At 60.9% G+C, this 19,380-nt stretch carries 22 protein-coding genes; 9 read left to right on the top strand and 13 right to left on the bottom strand.

What is annotated here, in order from left to right:
• Positions 1-398: 398 nt before the first annotated feature.
• The 4 genes from VKV28_07790 to VKV28_07775 all read right to left on the bottom strand — a co-directional run bounded on the left by VKV28_07790 (position 399) and on the right by VKV28_07775 (position 2,714).
• Positions 399-743: a hypothetical protein gene (locus VKV28_07790; protein HLH76691.1), complete on the bottom strand. Its 345-nt coding sequence runs from the start codon at positions 741-743 to the stop codon at positions 399-401.
• A 42-nt stretch (positions 744-785) separates the two neighbouring features.
• Positions 786-1,058 (bottom strand): hypothetical protein, encoded by a 273-nt coding sequence (locus tag VKV28_07785; GenBank protein ID HLH76690.1) that lies wholly within the window; start codon positions 1,056-1,058, stop codon positions 786-788.
• Positions 1,059-1,406: 348 nt separating this feature from the next.
• Positions 1,407-1,850: a hypothetical protein gene (locus tag VKV28_07780; protein HLH76689.1), complete on the bottom strand. Its 444-nt coding sequence runs from the start codon at positions 1,848-1,850 to the stop codon at positions 1,407-1,409.
• A gap of 357 nt (positions 1,851-2,207) precedes the next feature.
• The gene (locus VKV28_07775; GenBank protein HLH76688.1) at positions 2,208-2,714 is read right to left on the bottom strand and encodes a hypothetical protein; all 507 of its coding nucleotides are present in this window, start codon (positions 2,712-2,714) and stop codon (positions 2,208-2,210) included.
• A 133-nt stretch (positions 2,715-2,847) separates the two neighbouring features.
• Here VKV28_07775 and VKV28_07770 point away from each other — a divergent pair, with 133 nt between their 5' ends.
• The 8 genes from VKV28_07770 (at position 2,848) to VKV28_07735 (ending at position 11,839) form a co-directional block, all read left to right on the top strand.
• Positions 2,848-3,891 carry an Mrp/NBP35 family ATP-binding protein gene (locus VKV28_07770; protein HLH76687.1) on the top strand — a complete coding sequence of 348 codons (1,044 nt, stop codon included), beginning with the start codon at positions 2,848-2,850 and terminating at the stop codon, positions 3,889-3,891.
• A 112-nt stretch (positions 3,892-4,003) separates the two neighbouring features.
• On the top strand, positions 4,004-4,336 hold the full coding sequence (locus tag VKV28_07765) for a 4Fe-4S dicluster domain-containing protein (protein ID HLH76686.1): 333 nt from the start codon (positions 4,004-4,006) through the stop codon (positions 4,334-4,336).
• Between the two features lie 129 nt (positions 4,337-4,465).
• Positions 4,466-5,563, top strand: a complete 1,098-nt coding sequence (locus tag VKV28_07760) for an inositol-3-phosphate synthase (GenBank protein HLH76685.1) — start codon at positions 4,466-4,468, stop codon at positions 5,561-5,563.
• A 77-nt stretch (positions 5,564-5,640) separates the two neighbouring features.
• Positions 5,641-6,879 carry a bifunctional phosphopantothenoylcysteine decarboxylase/phosphopantothenate--cysteine ligase CoaBC gene (gene coaBC, locus VKV28_07755; GenBank protein ID HLH76684.1) on the top strand — a complete coding sequence of 413 codons (1,239 nt, stop codon included), beginning with the start codon at positions 5,641-5,643 and terminating at the stop codon, positions 6,877-6,879.
• A 94-nt stretch (positions 6,880-6,973) separates the two neighbouring features.
• On the top strand, positions 6,974-7,774 hold the full coding sequence (locus tag VKV28_07750; protein HLH76683.1) for a uracil-DNA glycosylase: 801 nt from the start codon (positions 6,974-6,976) through the stop codon (positions 7,772-7,774).
• A gap of 500 nt (positions 7,775-8,274) precedes the next feature.
• The gene (locus VKV28_07745; protein ID HLH76682.1) at positions 8,275-9,600 is read left to right on the top strand and encodes a nodulation protein NfeD; all 1,326 of its coding nucleotides are present in this window, start codon (positions 8,275-8,277) and stop codon (positions 9,598-9,600) included.
• A 100-nt stretch (positions 9,601-9,700) separates the two neighbouring features.
• Positions 9,701-10,480: a slipin family protein gene (locus VKV28_07740; GenBank protein HLH76681.1), complete on the top strand. Its 780-nt coding sequence runs from the start codon at positions 9,701-9,703 to the stop codon at positions 10,478-10,480.
• 42 nt (positions 10,481-10,522) lie between these two features.
• Positions 10,523-11,839, top strand: coding sequence for an MFS transporter (locus VKV28_07735; protein ID HLH76680.1), 1,317 nt, complete (start codon positions 10,523-10,525; stop codon positions 11,837-11,839).
• A 235-nt stretch (positions 11,840-12,074) separates the two neighbouring features.
• On the opposite strand, the gene VKV28_07730 is transcribed toward VKV28_07735, so the two are convergent.
• The 4 genes from VKV28_07730 to VKV28_07715 form a co-directional block, all read right to left on the bottom strand.
• A complete protein-coding gene (locus VKV28_07730) occupies positions 12,075-12,374 on the bottom strand; it encodes a hypothetical protein (GenBank protein HLH76679.1) in 300 nt (99 codons plus the stop codon).
• 9 nt (positions 12,375-12,383) lie between these two features.
• Positions 12,384-13,313: a protein translocase subunit SecF gene (gene secF / locus VKV28_07725; protein HLH76678.1), complete on the bottom strand. Its 930-nt coding sequence runs from the start codon at positions 13,311-13,313 to the stop codon at positions 12,384-12,386.
• Between the two features lie 122 nt (positions 13,314-13,435).
• The gene (locus tag VKV28_07720) at positions 13,436-13,777 is read right to left on the bottom strand and encodes a hypothetical protein (protein ID HLH76677.1); all 342 of its coding nucleotides are present in this window, start codon (positions 13,775-13,777) and stop codon (positions 13,436-13,438) included.
• A 17-nt stretch (positions 13,778-13,794) separates the two neighbouring features.
• A complete protein-coding gene (locus VKV28_07715) occupies positions 13,795-13,965 on the bottom strand; it encodes a hypothetical protein (GenBank protein ID HLH76676.1) in 171 nt (56 codons plus the stop codon).
• A gap of 95 nt (positions 13,966-14,060) precedes the next feature.
• Between VKV28_07715 and VKV28_07710 the strand changes: the two genes are divergently transcribed.
• Positions 14,061-14,891, top strand: coding sequence for a tRNA (adenine-N1)-methyltransferase (locus tag VKV28_07710; protein HLH76675.1), 831 nt, complete (start codon positions 14,061-14,063; stop codon positions 14,889-14,891).
• 3 nt (positions 14,892-14,894) lie between these two features.
• Here the strand turns inward: VKV28_07710 and VKV28_07705 are convergent, their stop codons facing one another.
• The 5 genes from VKV28_07705 to VKV28_07685 all read right to left on the bottom strand — a co-directional run bounded on the left by VKV28_07705 (position 14,895) and on the right by VKV28_07685 (position 19,125).
• On the bottom strand, positions 14,895-15,269 hold the full coding sequence (locus VKV28_07705) for a carboxymuconolactone decarboxylase family protein (GenBank protein ID HLH76674.1): 375 nt from the start codon (positions 15,267-15,269) through the stop codon (positions 14,895-14,897).
• A 37-nt stretch (positions 15,270-15,306) separates the two neighbouring features.
• Positions 15,307-16,209, bottom strand: a complete 903-nt coding sequence (locus VKV28_07700) for an NAD(P)-dependent oxidoreductase (GenBank protein HLH76673.1) — start codon at positions 16,207-16,209, stop codon at positions 15,307-15,309.
• A 153-nt stretch (positions 16,210-16,362) separates the two neighbouring features.
• Positions 16,363-17,670 carry a DUF1329 domain-containing protein gene (locus tag VKV28_07695; protein ID HLH76672.1) on the bottom strand — a complete coding sequence of 436 codons (1,308 nt, stop codon included), beginning with the start codon at positions 17,668-17,670 and terminating at the stop codon, positions 16,363-16,365.
• Positions 17,671-17,929: 259 nt separating this feature from the next.
• A complete protein-coding gene (locus tag VKV28_07690; GenBank protein HLH76671.1) occupies positions 17,930-18,514 on the bottom strand; it encodes a TIGR00730 family Rossman fold protein in 585 nt (194 codons plus the stop codon).
• 41 nt (positions 18,515-18,555) lie between these two features.
• Entirely contained in the window at positions 18,556-19,125 is a 570-nt protein-coding gene (locus tag VKV28_07685; protein ID HLH76670.1) for a hypothetical protein, read from the bottom strand.
• Between the last annotated feature and the right edge of the window lie 255 nt (positions 19,126-19,380).

Raw genomic sequence — 19,380 nt, 5'->3', positions numbered from 1 at the left:
GCCGGTGAGTTTGCTCGACCGAAGAATAGCGACTTGCTCAACGAGCAACCACAACGGTTTGCGCAAGTTAAAAACGCAGGAGGCGCCGTAGGCTGTGGTAAATTTCGGATGCCTCGTGAATAGCGGACGTGGCGCACCAGCTCAGCCGTAAATAACGAGGACTTAGTAATTGTTCAGGGAGGGCTTGGGATGTCCGTGAGAAGACTAGTTAGCGGCGTGAGGGCGCGAAAACGGCTCTCGATTTTGATCGGGGTCGCCGTCCTGGCGCTGGCCGCGGGAGTTGGTAGTCGGGCTTGGACCACTACCGACTCTAGTTCGGCCGCGCTGCAGCAAACGGTTCCGATCACCGTTGGAGTCAGCAGCCCGGCGGGGGCCTGCACCAACAATCTCCAACACATCTACGTGACCATCGCGGATGTCAGCGGTAGCACTTCGGCAGCTTCGAGTACCAGTACGGGCGCTTCTGGGGCCAGCGGTGCGTCGGGCGCCAGTTCTGCGGGCGGTACCGGCGCGGTCGGAGGAACTGGCGGCGCGGGTAGCCAAGGGACCAGTTCGACCAACGCCGGCAGTGGTCCGGGAGGCATGGCGCAAATGTTTGCCGCCTCCGGTGCCAGCGGTGCGTCTGCCGCCAGCGGCGCATCGGGTGGCAGCAACGCGGGTTTCGTCACCTTTACTTCAGGGTTGAGCAGCTCGCCACAGCAGGTTGATCTGCTCAGCCCGAGCAGCGGTAACGAATGCTTCATCAGCACTCTGGGCAGGGGTAGCAGCGTGGCGGCCGGGGTTTATCAGCAGCTGATGGTCACCATGTTGGCCAACGGAACCGTTACGACGTCCAGTGGGGCGAGCGGGGCCAGCGGGGCCAGCGGGGCGAGCAGCAGCGGTGCTTCGAGCGGGACTGGCGGGATAGGGGCACCCTCTACCAATGCGTGCTCGGCGTTAGGTTCCAACGTTTTCAACTGCGTGCAGGACGGCTTTGGCGTGCTGCATCCGCTGACCTTGCCTGCCGAAGCCAGCACCGGAATTACCGTTCCGGCGGTCAATTTATCAGGTAACAGCATTGACCTGAGTTCCTCCTCCTCACTCAGCAACCTCAACCTGTCCTTCAACGGCTGCAACAGCATAGTTGAGCAGGCCGACGGAAGCTTTTCGTTCTTGCCCCAGATTCATGGCGGCCTGGTCGGGACGGATCCTGTAATTAGCGGAAGCGTTGTGAGCGGAACGGTAATGGGTTCGACCATCAGTCCCGACACCACTCCGGTCAGCAACGCCAATCTATGGCTGGAGCAAGTTGGACGAATCGTGAGCGGAGCCAGCGGTGCGAGTGCCGCGGTTTACGCGAACGTGGTGTCCAGCACGCGCAGCGATGGCAGCGGCCACTTCACTTTCTGCCCGGTCTCGCCAGGAAGTTATGAAATCGTGGCGGATACCGAATTTCTTCCGTCCGCTATCAGCTCGATGTCCTCAGGCGCTAGCGCCAGTGCTTCGCCATCCGCTTCCAGCAGCGCTTCACCCTCGGCCAGCAGTTCGGCGAGCACGATCACCAATTCCTTGATCGCTAGTCCCTCCAGCCCTACGGTTACCGACGGCGTAATCGTGAGCGACACCGATGGCGCCAGCACCTTGACCATCCCGTTGGTCCCCGAAAGCAGCTCCGCTTCCAGCTCCAGTTCCGCACCGACCACGTCGATCGCCGGAGCCACGGTTGCCGGGTTGGTTAGTGTGTCGTCGTCGGGAGCCAGCGGTGCTTCAGGTGCGAGCGGCGCGTCAGGAGCCAGCAGCGCCACCTCCGGCGTTCCGGCCGACATCACCCTCTGGGCGACCCAACCCATCACTCCTCCGGGCACCAGCATGCAGATCTTCGTTGCGGTGCCTTACTTCAGCAGTAACACCGTACCGCAGCCGCCGCTCCTGATCACCGGTGCCAGCGGCGCCTCAGGGGCGTCTGGCCCCAGCGCGGTATCGGTTGGCGCTGCGGGTCCGGAGGGGATTGGCATCGGCGGTGGTTCGAGCGGCGGGGCCGAGGTCTTTGCCGCCTCAGGTGCCAGTGGGGCTTCCGGTGCCATGATTACGACCGGGGTGTCCGCGACCACCGGGCTTTGCAACCAGCTCTCGCAGACCTGTCCCAACGGGGGCACCTGTGCTTGCTACCAGTTGGCGCTGCCCGCGGGAGGTCCGGTGGTAGGTAGCTTTTCAAGCAATGGCAATGGCTACATGATGCCCAGTGGTCCGGTGATGTATGCGATCGATGCCATGGCCACCCAGAGCAACTCCTTGGTGCCGTTCTGTACTCCCAGCGAAATTGCCACCTCTCCCTTCGCTCTAACCGGTACTACTTCCAGCGGTGGCGTAGCGGTAGGTGGAACCACGCCTTCAGCGGCTGGCCAAAATCCTATGCGGCTGGGTATTCGCTCCATCCTGTCGGCGGTAGCGCCCGGTCCCCTGACCACCGCGCCTCCCCTGACCTTCACCAATTGCACCGTGGGCGTGCCTGGACCGATTCCTTCACCAGTGCCCTCACCTTCACCTAGCATTTCGCCTTCACCCAGCGCTTCCCCTTCACCCTCGACCACGCCTCGCGCTAGTGCCTCGCCTAGCGCGTCGCCCAGTGCCGTGACCTCGCCTTCGACCACGCCTCGCGCCAGCGCCTCGCCTAGCGCCTCGGCTTCGGCCTTCACTTCTCCTTCGCCCTCTACTGCCGCCTCACCTTCGACCACGCCTGGTCCCTCGACTTCCGTTTCGGCCTCTCCCCTACCGTAAGATTAGGTGAGATTTTAGCCGGCTAGGAGCCTATCGGTTCCTGGCCGGCGCGCCTTCCGCCCCGGTAGAGCCTCTGCCATAATCAGTTCGGTGACTGATTCAAGAGCTGACACGATCCTCCAAGCGCTTCGCCAAGTACCTTATCCGGGCTACGAGCACGATATCGTCACGCTGGGCATCGTCGAGGACATAGCACCCCAGGAGCGCGGCGGTTTCGTCATCACCCTGCGCCAGGCGACGGAAAACGACACCCTGATGCGGGAGCTAGCCGCAACCGTCGAGGCGCGGCTGAGCCGGCAGCGCGGCTTGGCCCCGATAGCGCTGAGAGTGCGCCGGATGGAAGCGGAGCTAGGCGAAAAAACCGGCCGAATGCGCTTAGCCGGGGTGCGGCACGTGATTGCAATTGCCAGTGGCAAGGGCGGTGTGGGAAAATCTACCGTGGCCGCCAATCTCTCGCTAGCCTTGGCCGCTAGGGGGCTGGCGGTGGGACTGCTGGACGCCGATATCTATGGCCCTTCGATGGGCCTGATGTTCGATGCCATGGCCGAGCGGCCGCGCAGTGCCGGTCCCGAGCGCTTTTACCCGGTGGAGCGCCATGGAATCAAGCTGATTTCGATGGCCTTTTTCCTCACCGAGCGTGCGCCGGTAATTTGGCGCGGGCCGATGGTAATGAGTGCCGTCCGACAGTTTCTTCAGCAAACCTCATGGGGCGAATTGGATTATCTGATCGTGGATTTACCTCCCGGAACCGGCGACGCTCAGTTGACCCTGGCCCAATTGGTGGCGCTCGACGGTGCCGTGATCGTGACCACCCCGCAAGACTTGGCCTTGCTGGATGCGATGCGGGCAGTTCGCATGTTCCATCAAGTTCACTGCCCAATCCTGGGCGTGATCGAGAATATGAGCGGTTTTGTTTGTCCCCAATGCGGCGAAAGTGAGCCGATTTTCGGTAGCGGGGGTGGGGCGCGAATGGCGGCGCAGGAGGGAGTCCCATTGCTTGGAACTCTTCCCTTGGACCTGTCGGTGGGGGAAACGGGCGATCGAGGTACTCCGCTCGTGCTCGATCAGCCAGACCATGCCTTGAGCCGGGGTTTTGCGCAAATTGCTCGACAACTGATAGAGACCCTCCCTTGAGAGGCCTTTGTCGCTTGCTGCATTTGTGGCTAGCCGCTATTGTTGGCTTCCAATTGATTAGGCTAACTCCACTTATGCTTCCGCCAACGGTGGGATCAGCGTTCGCGAGCTGATGGCGACCATCATCACCGAAGAATGCATCAATTGCGGTGCCTGCGCGCGCGAGTGCCCCAATGTTGCAATTTATGAAGGTGGTCACGAATGGGAGCTCGGTGGGGTGCGCCACCCTGCGCCAGTGCAGGATATTTTTTATATCGTGGCGGATAAGTGCACGGAGTGCGTGGGTTTTTTCGAAGTCGAGCAGTGCGCTCGGGTCTGCCCGGTTGATTGCTGCATTCCAGACCCGAACAACCCGGAGAGCGAGGCGGTTTTGATCGAACGGGCCCGCCAACTCCACTCGGAGCGCAATTTCACGCCGGGCTTTCCCTCGCGCTTTCGTAAATGAGCGCTATGCCAGCAAACTGTCTGCGCTGGGTGAGCCCTTTTGATGGGGCAGCCTTTGCCCTGGGGTCAAGCAGTTGGGCGCTGAATCCTAGGGCGCAAGGGGAGGGGGTTTGGAGCTGAGCGATCCACGATGGCTAAAATTAGGATAGCGATTGCGGGCGTGGGCAACTGTGCCTCTGCCCTCTTGCAAGGGATAGAATTCTATAGACATGCCAACCCGCAGGTCCCGCCTGTCGGCCTGATGCATTACAACTTGGGCGGCTACCTGCCCAGCGACATCGAAGTGGCCTGCGCCTTTGATATCGATGAGCGAAAGGTCGGTCGTCCCTTGGAAGAGGCGTGTTTCGCCCTGCCGAATAACACCGTCACCATCTGGCGCGATCTGCCCCGTTACGGGGTAACCGTGGCAATGGGTGAGCAACTTGATGGGGTTGCGCCCCATATGGCCGACTATCCCCCGGAGCGCACCTTTGTTCCGGTTAACCAGCCGGCTGTCGATATCGAGCGCCATCTGCGCGATACCGGCGCCGAGGTGCTGCTGTGCTACCTGCCTGTCGGCAGTCAAAAGGCGGTGGAACGCTATGCGCGTGCCTGCCTAGCTACCGGCGTTAGCTTGGTCAATTGTATCCCGGTCTTCATCGTCTCCGATGAAAACTGGGCGCACGAATTTACCCGCCGTCATATTCCAGTGGTAGGAGACGACGTCAAATCGCAACTGGGCGCGACTATTCTGCATCGCGCCATCATGAAGATTTTTGCCGACCGCGGCATCAAGCTGCGCCATACCTATCAACTTAACACCGGCGGAAACACTGACTTTCTCAACATGCTCGATCGGTCTCGATTGGGTTCCAAGCGGATCTCCAAGACCTCTGCCGTTCAGAGCGTGCTGCCGCAACCCCTCCCTGCGGACGATGTCCATATCGGTCCTTCGGATTACGTAGCTTGGCAAAAGGACAACAAGGTCTGCTTTCTGCGGGTGGAGGGCGAAGGCTTTGGAGGTGTTCCGATAGAATTGGAGCTGCGCATGTCGGTACAGGATTCGCCCAATTCCGGTGGAATCGTGGTTGACGTGATACGTTGCGTGAAATTGGCGCGAGACCGTAAAATCGGGGGCCCGCTCCATTCCATTTCCGCGTACTCGATGAAGCATCCGCCGCGGCAGCTAGCTGATGACGTGGCGCGCCAGCAAGTTGAACTGTTCGTCAAGGGTGAAATCGAGCGCTGAGCAAAACCGCGCCAGCGGATTGTCAGCGCCGCGGCGCGCGGCATAAAGTTGAGAAGCGGGAGTGCCGCGAATCCCTGATGGCGTTGGCGGAAAAAAACATCCTCTTGGGCGTAAGCGGGGGCATTGCCGCTTACAAGGCGGCAGAACTCATCCGCTTGCTGGTGGCTCGCCAGGCTCGCGTGCAGGTCATGATGACCCCCAACGCCGCCCAGTTCATCACTCCTCTGACCCTCCAAACCTTGAGCGGCAAGCCGGTTGCCAGCCAGACTTTCGACCTCGGCCAAGAATCGCAAATTGGCCACATCCGCTTGGCCGATTCGGCCGATCTGATTGTGATTGCTCCGGCCACCGCCGATATTATCGCCAAGGCCGCCCTGGGCATCGCAGATGATCTCGTTACCACGGTGCTCTTAGCTGCCCACTGCCCTGTCGCCTTCGCCCCGGCGATGAACGTTCATATGTATGCCCATCCCGCGGTCAAGGAGAATCTGGCTCGCTTGGTATCGCGAGGTGTCACCGTCATTGAGCCTACGGTGGGGCCGCTGGCGTGTGGTTACGAGGGGCAGGGACGCTTATGCGAACCCACCACCATTGTCGAGGAAGCCGAGCGCTTACTCACTCCGGCCGATCTCGCCGGCCAACGCCTTCTGATTAGCGCTGGCCCGACCCAGGAATCGATCGATCCGGTGCGCTTCGTTTCTAATCGCTCCTCGGGCAAGATGGGCTACGCCTTGGCCCGTGCGGCTTGGATGCGCGGGGCTGAAGTGCGGCTGATTTCGGGCCCCACGGCGCTGCCCGTGCCTGGTTCGGTGACGCGCATTTCGACGGTCAGTGCCGAAGAAATGCTGCGTGCGACCAGCGATAACTTCGCTTGGTGCACAGTCCTCGTGATGGCGGCGGCGATAGCCGACTTTCGCCCGGCGACGGTGGCCACGCAAAAAATCAAAAAACGGGCCGCGCGCTGGCGCCTTGAACTGGAGCCAATTGCCGATCAACTGCCGGCGTTGGCAGCGCGCAAGGGCACTCGCCGAATCATCGGTTTTGCCGCCGAGACCGAAGAGCTGCTGGCCAACGCGCAGGCCAAGCTGCAGCGTAAAAAGCTCGATTTGATCGTCGCCAACGACGTCACCGCCGAGGGTGCCGGCTTTGCCGTGGACACCAATATCGTCACTTTGATCGACCCCAGCGGGCGCGTAGAACCCCATCCCAAGCTGAGCAAGGACGAGGTAGCCAACCTGATCCTGGACCGAGTCGCGAAGATGAAGGCGGAAACGGCACAGCACCGCGCCGATGCGGTGCGAGCCCTGTCCCGCTGACTGGGACCACGGTTTTGGGTGCTCGCTTTCGAATGGCGCTTGGTTTGTAGCGGAGCTGTGAATCTTCAGGCTCGGTCAGGAAATGAAGGTTGCGATGAGCGATTTGCCACACTCTCGCCAGTTGATCATCGATTCGATTCGTGATTACGCCGAGCAGTTGCTCGAGGAAGGGCTGGAGGGATTGCCTGCGCCACGTACTGCGCCTGCCAAGCCATTGACGACCTCGATCGCCCACGTCGCCGCGGCCACTCCCGCTGCCCCAACCACACGGTCGGGCGCACAGGATTTGCTTACCTCTTATTACCCTGGGCTGGGAGAGAGCGTCGATTTGACCGCGCTGCGCTCCTTTATTGGCGATTGCCGCCGATGCAAGCTGCATTCGGGTCGTACCCATCTGGTGTTCGGAGTCGGCGATCCCAAGGCTCGCTTGATGTTCGTGGGCGAGGCGCCGGGCGCCGACGAAGACGCACAGGGCGAGCCATTCGTGGGGCGCGCGGGTCAGCTCCTGACCGATATCATCGAACGAGGAATGCGCCTCAAGCGGACCGAGGTCTACATTTGCAATGTGATCAAATGTCGTCCGCCGGGCAACCGCAATCCCGAACCTGACGAAGTCGCGGCCTGCCAGCCCTTTTTGTGGCGGCAAATCGCTCTGGTAAAACCCGAGGTTATCGTCGGCTTGGGAACCTTTGCGGTGCACGCGCTGCTCAACACCAAAACCCCGATCGGCAAACTTCGCGGGCACTGGCAGCGCGTGCAAGACATACCATTCATGCCGACGTTCCATCCCGCCTACCTGCTGCGCAACCCGGGCGACAAGCGGTTGGTATGGGCGGATGTCCAAGAAGTAATGCGCGCGCTTAAATTGAATGGCGCCGGCCGACTATCCACCTAACAGGTGGTTGGGTAACCCTGACCCTTCCGACCCCAAGAACTGCCTCGTGCCCGGGCCGCGGGTTTTTCGCGACTTCTAATTCCTATTCTTGAAGATGTAGTTTTGCTCTCACGCCAAGTTGACTGGGTGCGCTGAACGAATAGTTCGCGGCGGCGTGGTCTTCGATTCTCCATGAGCGGGTGTCCGCCCATACGCGATTCCTACATGATTAGCCTTGGAACAGGGAAGATGCCGACCGATCCAGGGAGATTTCATGAGCGGAGCACACGCTGCTTACTCAACGATGGATGGAAGCTGATATGGATTGAACCGTAGTGTTCCGGTGGCGCTTGCCGACCGTAAGAAAGTTTGGCTGCACGAATCGTGACAGCCATCGTGCACGCCCCTTAACCGGGAAGGTAGCGCCATCGTATATTTATTGCTCTTGCGGGAAGACGACAGGTAGGACCGGTAAGCATAGGGATAGCCATGTCGCCAGCCAGCTTGCGGGGAGTCTCAGCGTGAAAGCGCTTATTTCGATCGCCGCTTTGTTGGTGCTCTTTTTCTTCAGCCCACGGTGGGCTTGGAGCGCGAGCCAACCCCAGGGACCAGTGGCGCTGCTCCAAATCAATGGCACTATCAACCCGGCCAGCGCCGAGTTTATCCATCAAAGTCTCGAGTGGGCGGCCCGTCGACAGGCGCGCGCCATGATCATCGAACTGGACACCCCGGGTGGTTTGCTGATTTCGATGCACTCGATCGTCAAGGATATTTTGAGTGCGCCTTTGCCTGTGATCGTCTATGTCGCGCCGCCGGGTGCCGCCGCCGCTTCCGCCGGCATGTTCATTACCTTGGCGGCCAATCTCGCCGCGATGGCGCCGGGAACTTCGATCGGCGCGGCCCATCCGGTGCAGCCCAATGGTAACGCGCCGGGTGGAGTGGAGGGGCGCAAATTGGAGAACTTCACCGCCGCAATGGCGCGCAGCATCGCGCTGCGCCGAGGCCGCAACCAAACCTGGGTCGAGCAGGCGGTACGCGGCAGTGTGGCGGCCAGCGCTGAGGAAGCGCTGGCCTTGCACGTGATCGATATAATCGCCCGCGACCTTCCTGACCTTATGTTCAAGGCCAGTGGTCGGCGGGTCGAGGTTGACGGCTCAACTCAGGTGCTGTTACTGACTGGGGTTCCAATAATCCGCCGCACGATGACTTTTCCCGAGAGCTTGCTAGATAAGCTGGCCGATCCTGACTTGGTTTATCTTCTGCTGATGGCGGGATTGGTGGGCTTGTATCTAGAATTTGCCCATCCGGGTCTTTTTGCCCCCGGAATCGTCGGTGCCGTCTGCTTGTTTATGGCTTTGGCCGGTTTGTCGATTCTTCCCATCAACCTGATCGGCGCTCTGCTGTTGATCCTAGGCTTGGCGCTTCTGGGCGCGGAGGCCTTTGTTCCCACTTACGGCGTGATGGGTGCGGGTGGGTTAATCGCTTTTTTGCTTGGCGCCATGTTTCTCATCGATCCGGCGCGCAGCGATCTGCTGATCGGCCGTGGGGTAATCGCCGCCGGCGCGGCTGTGCTCCTGATAGTCGTGCTGCTGTTGAGTTGGAGCTTGAGCCAACGACGTCGCCCTCCGCGCACCGGACCCGAGGCGATGGTCGGTGAGGTGGGTGAGGTCTGCCAGGCGATCGTGGCGGGTCACCCTGGCTGGGTCACGCTTCGGGGGGAGCTCTGGCGGGCGCTCAGCGATTGTGACCTGGCCGCAGGCGCCCAGGTTCAGGTCATCGCGATTGACGGCCTGGAATTGACAGTCAAGCCGGCTGCGGCCAATGTTCTGCGCCCTCCGGGCAGGTGAGACCCCACCGCCGCCGGCTTGTGAACCCGCGCTATCTGGAATACTAACCCTCGCAGCCGGCCTTTTCTCGCGCTGGCGCGCTATCAGGCGGAGGTTTGTCATGCCATTGGCAGTTATCGTGGTAGTCGCGATCGCGGTTATGATCCTCTTCAGCGGCATCAACGTCTTGCGCGAGTACGAGCGCGGGGTGGTCTTTCGGTTGGGACGCCTGCTGCCACATCGTGGCCCGGGTGTGGTTTTTATCATCCCTGGAATCGAGCGGATACAGCGAATCGACCTGCGCACCGTGACCTTGGAGATTCCGCCCCAGGATGTCATCACTCATGATAATGTCACCGTCAAAGTAAGCGCAGTGCTATATTTCCGCGTTGTCGAGCCTTCACGCGCGGTGGTCGAGGTGGAAAATTACCTGTTTGCCACGCTCCAACTGGCGCAAACCACTTTGCGCTCGGTCGGCGGCCAAACCGACCTCGACGATCTGCTCGGCCAACGCGAAAAACTCAACGCCCGCATTCAAGCCATTGTCGATTCCCAAACCGAGCCCTGGGGTATCAAGGTGGTAATGGTTGAACTCAAGAACATCGATCTACCCCAGGATATGCAGCGCGCGATCGCGGCCCAGGCGGAGGCTGAGCGTGAGCGGAGGGCCAAGATTATCGCTGCCGAGGGTGAGTTCCAAGCCTCCCAGCGCTTGGCTGAAGCGGCCGCAGTCATGGCCCAAAATCCGCTTACCTTGCAACTGCGCTATCTGCAGACCCTGGCCGAGATTGCAACCGATCGTAATTCCACCACGGTCTTTCCCCTTCCTCTCGATTTGATCGAGCCGTTCTTGGCCGCCCGCCGCGCCAGCGACGGCGATAACGGCTCCCGGACCAAGTAACGCTCTTCGGCGCCGCGGGTGCCCGATGAAGGAGGGCCATTGATGTCAGCCGAGCGAGGGCGCGCCTATACCGTGCTGATCAGCCTGACGATTGCGGAAATTTTTCTCTTCGGTCCCAGCATCAGCACCCTCGGGGTCTTTTTCAATCCTCTCATCCGTCAGTTTGGCTGGTCCCATGCCCAGGTCTCCGAATTGGCCAGCTCCTGCGAATTGCTGTTGGGTTTAGTGTCCGTGCTGGCCGGCTATCTGCTTGATCGCTTCGACGCCGGCCTGATCGTGGCAGCCGGCGCGGCCTTGGCCGGCAGCGGCTTCGTGGCTGCGGCCCGCTGCAGCTCACTGTCCGCGATGGTGTTGTGCTATGCCATGATCGGTGCTGGAACCGCGCTTGCCACTCACGTCCCGATGGCAGTGGTGGCGGCCAACTGGTTCTCCCATCGCTTCGCCCTGGCGATCGGTATCCTGACCGCCGGCATGTCGCTTGGCCTCGCCATGGCGCCACGGCTCGCCACCGGCGTTGTGCTTCATGCCGGATGGCGGGTAGCGATGACCACGGTGGGTTTGCCGATGCTTTTTGTTGCCGCACCGATCGGTTTGTTCCTGGTCAGGAGCACCCCCGCCGGTTTTCGCGTATGGCCCGACTCCTTCGGCCGACGGGCGGCCCACCCCTCATCGACCCAAGCCGGCTCAATTCCTAATGCTGCTCTGCCCGGCCTCGAGGTCGGTGCGGCGCTGCGCACGTTCAGCTTCTGGTTGCTGGTGGCGGTAAACTATTTCTACATGGCGGGCGTCGGCGCGGTTTATTTCCATACCATCCCATATCTCATCAGTGTCGGCTACGCGGCAACCACCGCGGCGGCGATCTTCGGAGCCAAGGCTTTTCTGCTTGGCCCTGGATCAATCCTGATGGGCGCTGTCAGCGATCGTTGTGGAACCAAGCCGACGTTGCTCGTCGGCTTTATTCTGATTGCCGGCGGCGTAATCGCGCTTTTGATGGCGCGCCATTTGTCATTTGGAATAGCTCCGGTGGTCGCCTACGTCCTGCTCTGGGGCATCTTCATGGGAACCAACGTGGTGTTGCCGGTGATGCTGGCGCAAAGCCAGGGGCGTCGAAGCTACGGCACGCTGATGGGAATCGTGACCCTGGCCGGGTCATTCGGCCAGGGTTGTGGCCCCTACGCCGTGGGCAAGCTGCTGGATCTCAGCCACAGTTATGTGCTGGGTTTCGAGTTGGCCGCGGGTGCCTTCGTATTCAGCGGATTGTTGGGGATGCTGGTCTTTCCGGCCGCTGGACACGACCGGATTCCGGCGCCGGCGTGGACTGGCTTGGCGGTGGGGGAGGGGCGAATCGGCTCCGTTTAGCCGCTTAGCGGCCGAGTAAACATTGCGCGCTGCGGCCAATTGTACCCCTCCTCCCCACACGATGCCGGGGGGAGTGAGGATGAGTATGGTGTATGCGTTGGATCCCTCGACACCGCCGCAATCACCACACCAGCGCCTCTTCCGGCTTGCGCCTTCAGCCCAAGGCGTCGGGCACGGGTGAAGGATGTGCTCAAGGGCGCCTCCCGTTTTTTCCAGAAAGAATTTTTTGTTTGAGTCAGGCGGCCAAGGTGGGTTCCAACTCGGCCAAACGGCGCTCCGTGCGGATGGACTTCAACGCCGCCTCGCGTACCGACTCGAAATTCTTTTCAAGCCAGGGCTCTAAAAGCGAGCGCAACCGAACCGACTCAGCTTCCAAAGTTTTCTCGATGCGGCAGCGAAAGGCAAATTTCTCCAGCCCGCCACTGTGCTCGAGCGAAATTGTAGCTATAGCGCCCGCGCCGGCCGCAACCGTTTCGACTATTATCAGCCGGTAGCTGCCTCGCGAGGTTGCCAGCAGCTTGTCCATGGCGGCCAAGGGGGCGCGTCAGGCCGCGCGCGGCAGGGCTTTGATCTTGACGCGGCTTTCCCAGAACAAGACCACCGGACCGGCGATATAAATCGATGAATAGGTGCCGGTAATAAAGCCGACCAGAAGGGTGAAGGCGGAGGGGCGCAGAATGGGCCCGCCCAGCGCCAGCAGCACGATCAACACCACGATCGCTACCCCCGAAGTCAGGATCGTGCGTGAGAGGGTCTCGTTGATCGCCCGATTCATGATCACGGGCAGGCTTTCTCGCCGCCGCTTAAGCGCATCCTCGCGAATCCGGTCGGAGACGATGATCGTGTCATGGACCGAATAGCCGATTACCGTGAGCAGTGCCGCCAGGGTGGTCAGGTCGAACTGCAACTGGGCGATAACCAGGGCCCCGGTTACGACCAGGATATCGTGAATCAAGGCGATAACCGCACCGGTGCCGAAGCTCCAGCTCACGTTGCGGAACTGCCAGGCGATGAAGACCCCCATGAAGATGGTAGCGACCACCACCGCCCCGATCGCGTCGCGCCGCAAATCCTTGCCCACTCGTGCGCCGACGCTTTCTACCCGCAGCACCTCGGCCCCGCCAGGACCGTAGCCCTTATCCAGGGCGGTAACCAAAAGGCTACGGAAATTCTTGAGGTTGCTGACCTTCTCGAAGCGTACCAAGTACTGATAGCCGACCTGGCCGAAATCTTGGATGGTCACGTCGCCCAGGTTGAGCGGTTGCAGCGCATGACGCAGGGCCTCGGCGGAGGTGGGACGGGTAGCGCGGATTTGAACCACGGTACCGCCGGCAAAATCGACTCCATAGTTGAGGCCGCGGAAGATCAGCAGCAGGAGGGCGATGATGTTGATTGCGGTCGAGAGCAAGACGAAAAATTTTCGCTTGCCAACGAAATCTACATTAACATCCGGGGGAATAAGCTGTAGGGCCATCGCCTCTCTCTACTTTGACCGCCAAATTGCCGCAATCGCCGAAAAGCCGGGCTGCGCCGCCATTAAGACAAATTAGCCCGGACGATACTCAATTAAAAGCGCGCGATCGAACTCAAACTAGGTCAAGCTGCCGCAGTGCGGCCTTTGGCGCATCTATTGCATAAGTTGTGCAGATTGGCCGGGTCTTCGACGATCCCCTCGTCGAGCGAATGGCAGACCTTCATACACTTATCGCAGATGAAGTAAATGCCTTCGATGGTTTTGTTGATACGCTCGCGATTGAGAATCCGCCCCTTAAGCTTTTCGATGCGAATGCCGAGCAGCTCCTCGTACTGGCGCTTGATTTTTCGCCGGCCGGCTTCGTCGCGGGGCAGGTCGGCTTCTTCTTCGTGCTCGTCGGCTTCGGTCAGGCCGGCGTACAGATCGGACTTCGACGACTTACTGGGCTTACGCGCTCTGGCCACGATATTTCCAACCTCGGTTAGCGCGTGCGCGCGGTGTAACCGCAATTCTTTTCGCACACCCAGAAAAATCCCCGCTTGCCGAAGCCGGTATAGAAGATAACTTTGCTTTCGGCGCCGCAGCTGGGGCACATGTGCTTATGTACCGCTTCGGCACCGCGTTCGGCCGTTTTGGCTTTTTTTTCCGCCATCGGTTACCCCCGTCAAAAAATAGCCCGACCGGTCACTGCTGAACAAGGTCGGGCTTCTGAGCTAAGGCTAAACGCTAGCTTGGTACCCAGTCAATATGTCGGGTCATGGTTGCGTCGCGCGGCGTGCCGGCCTAAGTCTGATAGGCTTGGATCCGACCCTCAAAGAGGACGATGCGGTCATTTTTATTGATCGCAAGGGACGCCAGTATCTCAAGCGGCTGCGCCGCGGGCGGCGGGTGACCATCCGCGGCCAAGTCGCGGCTGAGGATCTGTTCGGCCTGGTCGAGGGTTCGCGCGTTAAGTTCAGCACCGGCGAGACGTTTTTGGTCCTGCGGCCCACCTACGCCGACTTGATCCCGCTGCTGCCTCGTCAAGCCCAGGTGATTTATCCTAAGGATACCGGACCGCTGCTAATCTGGGGCGACGTTTTCCCCGGCGCGCGCGTGATTGAGGGTGGCATCGGCGCGGGTGCCCTGACGATCGCGTTGTTGCGAGCGGTGGGCGAACACGGTGAAGTCTTCTCCTACGAGCGACGCGAAGATTTCGCCCGCATGGCACGCGAAAATGTCGCCGCCTTCTTCGGCCCAGCCCCAACCTGGTCGCTCAAGCTGCGCGACTTATATCAGGGCTTCGACGAACGGGGAGTCGATCGCATCTTCCTTGACCTGGCCGAACCCTGGCGCGCGCTACCCCAAGTCCTCGCCGCACTGCGTCCCGGCGGCGTGCTGATTTGCTATGTTCCCACCGCGCTGCAGCTCAAGGACAGCGTCGACGCGCTCCAGCAGAGCCCCGAGTTTGCCCAGGTCGAGTGCTTCGAAACGCTGTTGCGGCCGTGGCAGGTTAAGGGGCTGAGCGTGCGGCCGGTCCATCGCATGGTCGGTCATTCCGCCTTTATTGTGGTGGCACGCCGGCTGGCGCCAGCGTGAGCTCTATGGCGCCTCCAGCAATTCTTGCAGGATGCGTACGGCTTCAACCGCCGTAGGCATGCCGCTGTACTGAGACAAGTGTAAAATCACCTCCTTGAGTTCCCCGGGGGTGATTCCGATGTTGAGCGCGCCACGCATGTGCGCGCGCAGTTGTGGCCCCCGCCCCATCGCCATCAATGCGGCTACTGTAATCAAAGAGCGGGTCTTGAGCGGCAGACCTGGTCGCGACCAAATGCCGCCGAAGAGCTGTTCCTGAATAAAGTCACCCAGATCCTTATGAAACGCCTCCATCCGCTCGGTCTGGGCCTTTGTTTGAGGGTCATTGCCCCAGAGCTGCTGGCGAATGAGCGCGCCTTTTTCCCGCAGATCGTTTGCCACCAAAAAAGCCTCCCATGCGGCAGCGGCGATGGCGCCGCTACTGGTTGCTACCCTTGACTTTGACCCCGGCGCGCTCCTCCTGCAAGGTAAACTGCGCGAAGAAGTCCAGCTCGCCCAGTCCTCGCCGGATAAGCTCGGTGAGGTCCTGTTCCACCAGCGCTGCCGCCGCCATCGGCACCTCAAGCTGACGGGCCAGCTCGGTTGCCAGCCCCAGGTCCTTACGCGCTAGCTTAAGCGCGAAGCGAGCGGGTGAAAAATGGCGCTCGCCCAAGAGGTCGGGCATCATGCGCAACATCCCGCGCCCCTGGCCGTAAGCACCGGCCTCGATGGCGGTTACCAACGCCGCTCCCGGCACGCCGGCCTTCACTCCCAGGGTCAAGGCTTCGGAAAACACCTTGATGCTGCACACCGAGATCAGGTTATGAACTAGCTTGGCCACCGAGCCAGCGCCGATTGCGCCGATATAAAGCAGCTTGTTGCCCAGCGCGCCGAGAATGGGTTTGGCCCGCTCAAACACCGCCTCCTCGCCGCCCACATAAATAGCCAGCGTGGCTGCCTCGGCGCCGGCCTTCCCCCCGCTCACCGGTGCGTCGAGCATCGCGACCTCGCGACGCTGGAGCTGGGCATGAAGTTGGCGCACCACAGCGGGCGAGTTGGTCGAGAGATCGATATAAAGCGCGCCTGGGGCAAGTGCGCTCGCGATTCCCTGCGGACCTGAGACTACCGTCTCCACTTCGCGCGGGCCCGGCAGCGAGGTCATCACGAGGTCGCTTTGGCGAGCTAGAGTGTGAGGCGAATCGGCCCAGCGGGCGCCAGCTTGAAGCTGGCGCTGAGCCAGCTCAACGCGGATATCGTGGACCGTCACATCGTGGCCCGCTGCCAGCAGATGCAAGGCCATCGGTCCGCCCATGTTGCCCAAGCCAATGAAACCGATGCGCATGGCGCTTCTCCCCGATTCGGGCCGTGCGCTCGCGACCCTCATCTCCAGGCTCAACTTATCGCTGCGCCGCGCTATCGACTATAGCCTGCGGGGTGTGCGAGTGCTCGGGAAGGGGGAGCGCCGCGTGGGCGGCGCTCTCCCTCACGGCTCCGGTTATTGCAGCACTTGCTGCAGGCCGGCGGGAGTCGCGTAGCGTTCGTAATTGACGAACTTGCCTGGGGTGTTCTGATTGACCCAGACGGCGTCCGCCCCTTCGGTGGGAGGCAGGAGCAGGCTTTGATGGTCATTTTGGAAGTCCGGATTGTCATGGGCCCAGACTTGCCCGGTCATGAAGACGCCGCCGTCGGGCTTGGCGAGCGGCATCGGAAAGGGCACCATCCCGCGCCAGAACTTGTTGTTCTGATCCCAGGTGTCGTAACCGGCGGTCGAAGCGGTTTCCTTATCCAGGTAGGAGATGCGATTGGCGTGGCAGTAGCCGCGGTCCCATTGCGGCAGACGCTGCAGTTGCAGCGCGTACAGGTCGCGCATCTGCCAGGGCCCCAGCACTTCGGGCTTGGGCATCAAATTGAGCGCCGGGGCGTAGTAACTGCTCCGTTTAGTGGAGGCGTCCTGCGAGGCGCGGTCGTTTCTAAAGATGAACATCAGCATCTTATGCAGCCCTAGAAATTTGGCTTGGAACCAAGTGGGCGGCAGCGGCACCGGGGTTTCATCGTCGTTGTCGAAATCCTGCCCCTGGAAGGGAGCGCAGCGCGAATTGCTGGACAGCCGCAGGGTGCGGCGCAGACTGGGTACGAAGACGTAGGATTCGGGAAAGCGTTCAGGGTCGCTCCAGGTGAAATTGAGCGCGGTGAGGTACTTGATCTGTTCGGGCTCCATCTGTTCGGCGGTATGGGCAAGATAAAAGCCGTTGGCCTGCGGCACCTGCATCGGGTAGCCGGGGTCCACGATATGCATCAAGGTGTAGCCGATGATCAGTGCGCGCAGGAAGGTTACGTTCTGATAACGATCGACGTCGTACACCTGGGCCCGGTCGTACACCACCACCGCCGGTTCGTACTGAAAGTAGGTATTGTACATCAGCTTGTAGCCGGCCAACGGATCGGATGCCGTGATGTTGGGAAAGGGCTGCCCGGCTACATAACCACGCATCGTGTAGCCGCCGTCGGCCGCCCTAACCAGTTGAACCTGTTTGCTATAGCGCTCGGTGGCGTCCCAGTACCAGTGGCCGATATTGTAAGAGCGGGTGGGCCCCACCTGGACCACTGCGGCGGGGGGCACCCGAGTGGTGGGGTTATTGCTGGTCCACATCGACTGGAAGGTGACCGACATGAAGTTTTTGTATTTTTGCCAGTTCTGAATCGTGATGGTGGTGCCGGGTGGGATCGTGTCCTGCGCTGGTGCCGTCGCCGCCAGTCCCCCGACCAGCGCCGCCGCCAGCAGCGCAACGGTCATACGTCTCATGGTCTGCGCTCCCCTATGTTAGGTTGCGCGACGCACCCGCTTAAAGCCGGCCAGGTTTCGAACCGCATCCCGCGAGGCTAACGCCGCGCAAAGTTCCCCAGACTCGCCTTCCCCAAGGCAATGATCGCTACGGATCGAGCCATCGCAATGGCATAAATTGCGTGATGGCGTCAAGGCATAAGGCCAAACTTTTGCTTAACCGGACAATTCTCGGCTCTTTTCGCAATGCGCTGATGCTTATACCGCTCAGCGCAATCGCTTAAAGCGCGGCAAAGGCACGATTGCGATGAAACCAGGGTGGGGCCGATTCGATCGCTGCCAAGACCTCAGCCGGCTGGTTCACCACGCTCCACATTTGCGCGTGACGGGGGTCCATGAAGCGTTGCTCGATGCAAGCCTGAAGCAGTTTGACGCAATCGTCGAAAAAGCCTCGAGTATTCACCAGCACAATCGGCCCGGCGTACAGCCCCAGCCGTTTCCAGGTGATAGCCTCGAATAATTCTTCAAGGGTGCCACAGCCGCCGGGCAGCGCGATGACCGCATCGACCTCGGCTATCATGGCGCGCTTGCGCTCGTGAAGGTCGTTGACCAGCCGCAGTTCCGAGAGCCGTTGATGGCCCCATTCAAGGTCGTACATGAAGCGGGGCAAGATGCCCACCACGTGACCGCCCGCGTCTAGGGCAGCGTTGGCTAGATGGCCCATCGAGCCGGCCGCGCCACCGCCGTAAACGATCGTCACGTGATGGGCGGCCAGCTCCCGACCCAGCTCGGCGGCAGCTTGATGGTAGACCGGATCACATTGCCGGCTGGAAGCGCAATAGACGCAAACTCTTTGGATTGCCATGCGTTTAGCCTAGCGCGCGCGGCGCCACTGCCATAGTTCGGTTATTGGCTCGGGGGCTTGAAGACTGGTCGATGGGTTTTGGCGGCCTGTTCCTTGAATAGCTCAAGCAGGGCGTTTTCGCGCCGTCCGCTCGATACACAGACTTGGTTTTGCTGGGGATGGAAGGGGACCTGAATCGGGGTGCTGTAATTGGCCTGGATGCTGACGCTGGTAGCTTCGTCGCCCGCTGGCTTCAGATAAATGTTGAAGACCGAGCTGCTGCCCGCCGCTGGCTGAGCCACCTGCTTGCCCACTGCGGTCCCGACGATGCCGCAATCGGCATCGTACAGCGTAAAAGCGATGCCCTGGGTTTCGATAATCCCGTGGCTGGGGTCCTGAGCCACGATGATGTAGCCCAGGTCTTTCATCACCTTGTTGACGGCGTCCCAAGTCAGATCGTAGGGCGCGTCGATCACCATCTTGGTGGGCAGGGCCGAAGCGGGCGGCGGTGCCTGCGGGGGGTAAAGGCAGGCGGCCAGCGCCAAGGTTCCTAGAGCCGGCCACCAACGGGCAAGCAGCCCGCGCCGGCGGTCGGTTGCTTTCTGCGAGCGGTATCGCAACAATCTTGCCATCACTGGTCCGGCGCTAGCGGCTCCCGCGCCGCCTCTGGCTGTGGTAAGGTGAGGATGATCGCCCCCAAGTTTTACAAAGGCTTATAAGAGTCATGTCAGGCCATTCTAAATGGAGTTCGATTAAGCACAAGAAGGCGGCGCGTGATGCCAAGCGCGGCAAGCTGTTTACCAAGCTGATCAAAGAGATCACCATCGCCGCGCGCTTGGGTGGGGGCGACATCAACGCCAACCCGCGTCTACGCACTGCGGTGAGCG

The organism is Candidatus Binataceae bacterium, from assembly GCA_035294265.1.
In the GTDB taxonomy this organism is placed as follows: Bacteria; Desulfobacterota; Binatia; order Binatales; family Binataceae; genus DATGLK01.
Note: the sequence above shows the minus strand (reverse complement) of the source record. Positions and strands in the feature narration are given on the sequence as shown.